The organism is Pseudoalteromonas sp. H105 (assembly GCF_001469215.1).
In the GTDB taxonomy this organism is placed as follows: Bacteria; Pseudomonadota; Gammaproteobacteria; order Enterobacterales; family Alteromonadaceae; genus Pseudoalteromonas.
Genome location: NZ_LOFH01000019.1, coordinates 20,739 through 27,121, shown reverse-complemented (window position 1 = coordinate 27,121; position 6,383 = coordinate 20,739). Strand labels below are relative to the sequence as shown.

At 40.3% G+C, this 6,383-nt stretch carries 6 protein-coding genes and 1 rRNA gene; 2 read left to right on the top strand and 5 right to left on the bottom strand.

The window, feature by feature from the left end; translation table 11 throughout:
* Positions 1-504: ribosomal RNA gene (locus ATS75_RS19685) — 16S ribosomal RNA — on the bottom strand; the annotation flags it as partial.
* Positions 505-1,144: 640 nt separating this feature from the next.
* Here ATS75_RS19685 and ATS75_RS19680 point away from each other — a divergent pair.
* Entirely contained in the window at positions 1,145-1,624 is a 480-nt protein-coding gene (locus ATS75_RS19680) for an RNA recognition motif domain-containing protein (protein ID WP_058562120.1), read from the top strand.
* On the opposite strand, the gene murI is transcribed toward ATS75_RS19680, so the two are convergent.
* The gene (gene murI / locus ATS75_RS19675) at positions 1,608-2,405 is read right to left on the bottom strand and encodes a glutamate racemase (protein WP_058562119.1); all 798 of its coding nucleotides are present in this window, start codon (positions 2,403-2,405) and stop codon (positions 1,608-1,610) included. The genes ATS75_RS19680 and murI overlap by 17 nt on opposite strands.
* A 63-nt stretch (positions 2,406-2,468) precedes the next feature.
* A complete protein-coding gene (locus ATS75_RS19670; RefSeq protein WP_058562118.1) occupies positions 2,469-3,587 on the bottom strand; it encodes a DUF5610 domain-containing protein in 1,119 nt (372 codons plus the stop codon).
* Positions 3,588-3,937: 350 nt separating this feature from the next.
* Here ATS75_RS19670 and trmA point away from each other — a divergent pair, with 350 nt between their 5' ends.
* Entirely contained in the window at positions 3,938-5,035 is a 1,098-nt protein-coding gene (trmA, locus tag ATS75_RS19665) for a tRNA (uridine(54)-C5)-methyltransferase TrmA (RefSeq protein ID WP_058562117.1), read from the top strand.
* Between the two features lie 163 nt (positions 5,036-5,198).
* On the opposite strand, the gene ATS75_RS19660 is transcribed toward trmA, so the two are convergent.
* Complete coding sequence (locus ATS75_RS19660) at positions 5,199-5,654, bottom strand: DUF523 domain-containing protein (protein WP_058562116.1); 456 nt, start codon at positions 5,652-5,654, stop codon at positions 5,199-5,201.
* 59 nt (positions 5,655-5,713) lie between these two features.
* A complete protein-coding gene (locus ATS75_RS19655; protein ID WP_058562115.1) occupies positions 5,714-6,352 on the bottom strand; it encodes a thiol:disulfide interchange protein DsbA/DsbL in 639 nt (212 codons plus the stop codon).
* Positions 6,353-6,383 lie beyond the last annotated feature (31 nt).

The following is a 6,383-nucleotide window of genomic DNA, read 5'->3' as shown; positions in this document are numbered from 1 at the left end:
TTAGCCGGTGCTTCTTCTGTCAGTAACGTCACAGCTAGCAGGTATTAACTACTAACCTTTCCTCCTGACTGAAAGTGCTTTACAACCCGAAGGCCTTCTTCACACACGCGGCATGGCTGCATCAGGCTTTCGCCCATTGTGCAATATTCCCCACTGCTGCCTCCCGTAGGAGTCTGGACCGTGTCTCAGTTCCAGTGTGGCTGATCATCCTCTCAAACCAGCTAGGGATCGTTGCCTTGGTGAGCCATTACCTCACCAACTAGCTAATCCCACTTGGGCCAATCTTTAGGCGAGAGCCGAAGCCCCCTTTGGTCCGTAGACGTTATGCGGTATTAGCAGTCGTTTCCAACTGTTGTCCCCCACCTAAAGGCATGTTCCCAAGCATTACTCACCCGTCCGCCGCTCGTCAGCAAAGTAGCAAGCTACTTTCTGTTACCGCTCGACTTGCATGTGTTAGGCCTGCCGCCAGCGTTCAATCTGAGCCATGATCAAACTCTTCAATTAAAAGTTTTTTCTGTCTTCTCCCATAAAGAGAGCCGACACGCTCAATGAATTCTGAATTTATTTAATATCTTTCGATATTGAATTGACTGTGCTGCAATTCCTACCGAAGTAGTTATTGCTGTTGGTCACTCAGTTACAATTGAGACTCTAAATTTTTTGCCTCACTACCTAAGTAGCTTGGCTGTTAGAACTCAATCTGTACGAGTGCCCACACAGATGATTGCTTTATATTGTTAAAGAACGTTGCGACATTGTCGCTAGGGATGCGTATAATACATCCTTAATTTTTCGAGTCAACACTTAATTTTAAACTTTCTTTTAAGAAGATTTAAAACCGAAGTTTTATTTAACTCTGTGATTAGCTCGTGCCCCGCTATGCGTTGCGCTCTGCCGTCTCAGTGGGGTCGCATTATAGGGAGATCCGAAAACAGATCAACCCTTTTTTTCGATCTTTTAACTGTTCGCTCAAAAACCACGCAAAACCGTTTGTTTTTGCCTATATAAGCCCTTTTTTGCTGCTTTTTTTGCTTCAAATTAAATTATTTCACATAAATAACATTGATATGTTTATTTATCGCGTTAAGATAGCAAGTTCACAATGTTAAATTAATGTTTATTTCCTGTTTATTGGTAGATCAAAATGAAATTACCCGATCAAAAATCTCTTATCTCTTTAGTCGTTCTTGCTGTTATAGGTTTTGTTATAGTTAACTTTGCACTTGCTAGCTTAACACTTAGCCCAGGCTTACTGTTTGCAGTGGGTGTGTTAGTTGGTGGTCTTGTTGTTAGTGCGATGTCATCTGACGTAATTGAAGAAGCTGAAGTAAAAACAAAAACACTTTATGTTGGCAACCTTCCTTATCGTGCAAATGAGAGCGTTGTTCGTACTTTATTTGAAGAACAAGGTAAAGTATTTAACGTACGCCTATTAAAGGATAAAAATACTGGCAAACGTCGCGGCTTTGGTTTTGTTGAGATGGCAGAGTCTGATGCTGACAATGCAATAACTAAACTAAATGATAGTGAGTTTCAGCAGCGAACGCTTAAAGTTCGTGAAGCAAAACAAAAACAAGATGATGATACAGGCTCAATCCGTACTGAGACTAATCAATCAGCTTAACCCGTACTATATTTAACTTAGTTGTTAATACAGAAGCCGTTGCATAATAATGCAGCGGTTTTTTTTGCTTTACTAAAATAGAACATGCTTCCCTTTGTAGCCCTTTCTCACCACCATGATTTAATAGCGCACTCACTCTATTGGCAATTGCTGCGCCGGAATCAAGTAACTGTATAGCTCCATCATAATAGCTATTTATATGCTTAGCTAAAATAGGAAAGTGAGTACACCCAAGAACAATTACATCTGTCTCTTTATGAACCGCTAACCTCTGCATCTCTTGTTCAAACCTAGCCTCGCTATATTCCCCCGTAAGATAAAGCTGTTCGGCAATAGCAACAAGTTCAACACTACTATATAAATCGACAATTACCCCCTTACCATAACTCTCAATAAGCTGCTGTGTATAGGTATTGCACGTAGTTGCTGGTGTAGCTAGTAAGCCAATGCGTTTACTTTTAGTCAAAGCTGCGGCGGGTTTGATAGCCGGTACAACACCCACGATAGGTATGGTTGTTAATGCTCGAATCGCCGCTAATGCTGAAGTGGATGCTGTATTACAAGCAATGACTAGAATATCAACGTGAAGCTTTTCAGTTTCAATGAAGTGTAAAAGAGAGGTTAGTCTTGCAATAATCTGTTGCGAACTTAATTTTCCATAAGGTAAGTACGCGTTATCCATAAAGTAGCTAAACGATGCATGTGGAAGTGATGCCTGAATATGTTCAAGCACCGTGGTCCCGCCAATACCTGAATCAAAAACTACAATATGTGATGACAAACTACCGACTCCAGACTTTATTTAAGCTGGGCAGTTTGCCATGCACACTGTGTAAAATAAAGTCTAAGCTTCAGATACTGCCTCACGCAAGTTATTCATTTGTTCAAACATTGCTTTTGTATAATCAACTAGTTTACCAATTTCTTCTTGGTCTTGGTTTAACCACTGAAGAATACCTGATAATTGATTTTGCAAGCCAAGCTCATTTGCTTTGTTAAACGACTCTTTTAAATCATCATTAAAAGGCGCCACTTTATTTGCTATTTCTTTCTCAGGCGCAGGTCTATTTTCTTCATAGCCCTTTATCGACGCAAACGTTTTAGTTTGCTTTAAGTCCATTGAAAAAGCCACCAGCTGCTCATTACCGAGATTCAGTTCTTGCGCTTGCTCAAAGGCCTCTTCTAAATCGCCACCAAAAAAGGTTTGGCTCACACTCTGAAGATCTTCCATTAAGGCGTTAATGGCTTCTTGTTCATCCTCATTTAAGTCGCCATTTACAGACATACTAAACGATAAGTCTCTAGATTGTGATGATTCTCTTGCAAACCCTTCATTATCACTCGATCGCTGATAGCTACTTGCTGACTGCTGTTTGAAAGCATCAGCAAAACTAATACTCACTTCATCACCTTCAGCAGTTGTGAATTTATACTCTGCATTATTACTTAAACTTAAATACTGGGCTTGGCTAACACTAACGGAGTCAGGTTTTGGATTAAATAAATCCTCTTCAAAGTCGTCAAGGCCATTAAAAATACCTTCTTTTGACTTTTCAATGCCCTGCTCAATTTCATCATTAAAGACACCTGTGCCTTTTAATTCATCAACAGCACCATCTATCCCGGTTTGAACGCCTTTACGGGCCGCACCAAGCATCTCTTTAAGCTGATCGTCATCCGCGCCATCGGCTTGCGCTTTTTTTACGGCCCCCGTAACAAACCCTAGAACATTCTTAACGATTTCTTCGAAATCAAACAGAGGTTTATCTTTTTTCTCTTCCACAACAGGTAAGCCCAGTGCTTCAGCCATTTTCTCACCTAATACTTTTGCAGCGAGTTCTTTACCACGTTGCTGATAACTATCTTGGGGAGATTGTATTGTCGGTTGCTGTAGTGCACCGGCTTTATTACTGTTTTGATTGACGTTATTGTTTGGAACATAGCCAAAATTGCCAATTTTCATGATCCGACTCCTATAGTTGTATTCTTTATTATCGGCCTGAACTTAAATAACTAAAGCTAAATGTACAAAAAAACACCACCATTCATTACGCAAAGTTAGGGTCTGTTGACCTTTCAGGATTACAATTTGTTCAACCTAGACAGAACCCTTCGGGCAACGCGCTTTTAGCATTTATGCTACGTTATCGCCTATTGATGGGGAATAACCACACTACATAGGCTCTGCTTTACTTAAAAACTAAACGCACAGCTGCAAAATTAACCTCAAAAGATAAACAGACCCTAGACAAATACTCTCTGCCCCCTACAATAGCGCCGATAAGTAGCTTACAGAAAAAGGTAGTCAGCATAATGGCAGTGATTAAGATCGATACATCAATATACGATGCGCAGTTAAACGAGAAAGAGCAACGTATTATTGAGCAATTCCAACGTTTCGGTGTTGAGCAATTAGAAGTATTTGGCTCTGAGCCCATTCACTACCGTCAACGCGCTGAATTTAGAGTATGGCATGAAGGTGACGATTTATTCCACATTATGTTTGATCAAGCTACTAAAGAAAAAATACGTGTTGATACCTTCGACCCTGCAGCACCTTTAATTGGTGATGTCATGGCGGCAATGATCGACAACTTAAAAGGCTGCGAAATATTACGCCGTAAACTATTCCAAATTGATTACCTATCGACGCTTAGCGGTGAGATATTAGTGAGCCTGCTTTACCACAAGCCACTTGATGAGCAGTGGATGACAGAAATTAAAGCGCTAAAGTCTAAGCTCAGCAAGCGTTTTAAAATTGATTTTATCGGCCGTGCCCGTAAACAAAAAGAAGTGCTGGGTGAAGATTTTGTCACAGAGCGTTTAACCGTCAATGGCAAGGAGCTCATATTTCAACAGGTCGAAAATAGCTTTACCCAACCAAATGCCAAGGTCAATATCAAAATGCTTGAATGGGCTCAAGCGTTATGCGCCCCATTGAAAAACGATTTGTTAGAACTCTACTGCGGGAATGGCAACTTTTCGATAGCACTTGCTGGCTCGTTTAACAAAGTGCTTGCTACTGAGATCTCTAAATCTTCAGTGCATTCAGCACAGTACAATATCAGCCAAAATAAAGTAAACAACTTAGATATCATCCGTATGTCGAGTGAAGAATTTACTCAGGCAATGAATGGTGAACGCACGTTCTCGCGTTTAGAGGGGATTGATTTAAAAAGTTATGATTGCCAAACCATTCTTGTCGACCCACCGCGAGCCGGCATGGATACACTAACATGTGATTTGGTCGCGAATTACGAAAATATCATTTATATCTCATGTAACCCAGACACACTCGAGCGTGACCTTGATCACTTATGCAAAACCCATGAAGTAAAACGTTTTGCTATTTTTGATCAATTTCCATATACCCACCATATTGAATCCGGTGTATTTTTACAAAAGAAATAACGCGTTATACCTATTCGCTTAAGGGATCTATTTTGAGGCAAGAAAACCTTGTCGATAACAAGGCAAAAAGCTCGTCATTTAATTATTTTAAATAAGGAATTTTTAACGCCATTAGCGTCAGGTTTAATACCTAAAAATGATTTTGTATTATTGCGGATTGATATTAGTCTTTTGCCAGTGCTTTTATAAGTGCTGGCATTTGCGATTCGCTAAATACCTCAATGCCATTATTCACTAAAATCTCAGCTGTTAACCCCATTCCCGCTATTTTATTCCCTTTATGTGTTCCATCATAAATCGTATTGCGTCCGCAAGATGGGCTAGACTCTTTAAGGAGCGCAAAACGAATATTATGAAACATGCAAATTTGGAGCGCTTTTTGAGCGCCCAGCTTAAATGCAGTTGTTACATCTCCACCCTCAATGGTCATGACCCTGTGCTCAATAATTTCCGCAGCGGGCCTGGGTGTGGGCAGCCCACCAGCAACCTCAGGACAAAGAGGAACAATTCTACCTTGCAATTGCCAGGTCGTTATTTGTGGATGAGAAAGCGTGTGTCCAGTGCCATCATAACGCACAGGTTTACCAAGTAAGCAGCTTGAGACAAGTATTTTTTCCATTGTATTTCCAATAAAAAAGCTCCGCGTACGGAGCTTCTAAAAACCATTATGATGGTTAATTACTTAGACGCTAGGTAGTTAATCAGCTTGCTGATGTCTTCCGGTGAAGTAATCCCCGTTTCACGACCTAGATTAAGTTTGTACTTACCATTAACGATAAAAGTCGGCACACTTCTTAATGCTCCCTTGTCTTGGTAATAAGTTTGTTCACGCTTCATTTTTGATGACATAGTACGCACTGAAAAACTCTTATATACTTTATCAAATTTATCGCCGTCAACGCCTTGCGCTACGAATACATCTCTAATGTCAGCAAGTTCATTAAATTTGGCACGCTTTGCATGAATGTGATTAAACATGGCAGCAATGAGTGCATCTTTTTGCGGCAGCACTTCAGCAGTTGCAAGTGCCTGAGAAATCATTTGCTGATTTTCAGCGTTACGTACACCCACGAAATCAACATGGCTTTTCTTAAACTTAACGCCTTTATCTAATTTGGGTTTAACCTCATCCAGCAGTGACTCAAAGTTGTTACATGCTGGGCAATAAAATGAAAAGAACTCTTTTACTTCAGGCTTTTTACTTGCGCGTTCAGACACAACTTCATAATGTACACCCTCTTCAAAAATAGATGGCGCTGCAGTAGCTGCTAAAGGTAATAATAGTGCCAGCAATCCAGCCTTAACTAATTTAATCATTATTCACTCCGAAAATTATTGTTTTAATCGC

Excerpts from the sequence above, each read along its gene's own strand:
- ATS75_RS19680 (WP_058562120.1), top strand. The coding sequence starts at position 1,145 with ATGAAATTACCCGATCAAAAATCTCTTATCTCTTTAGTCGTTCTTGCT.
- ATS75_RS19670 (WP_058562118.1), bottom strand. The coding sequence starts at position 3,587 with ATGAAAATTGGCAATTTTGGCTATGTTCCAAACAATAACGTCAATCAA.
- trmA (WP_058562117.1), top strand. The coding sequence starts at position 3,938 with ATGGCAGTGATTAAGATCGATACATCAATATACGATGCGCAGTTAAAC.
- ATS75_RS19660 (WP_058562116.1), bottom strand. The coding sequence starts at position 5,654 with ATGGAAAAAATACTTGTCTCAAGCTGCTTACTTGGTAAACCTGTGCGT.
- ATS75_RS19655 (WP_058562115.1), bottom strand. The coding sequence starts at position 6,352 with ATGATTAAATTAGTTAAGGCTGGATTGCTGGCACTATTATTACCTTTA.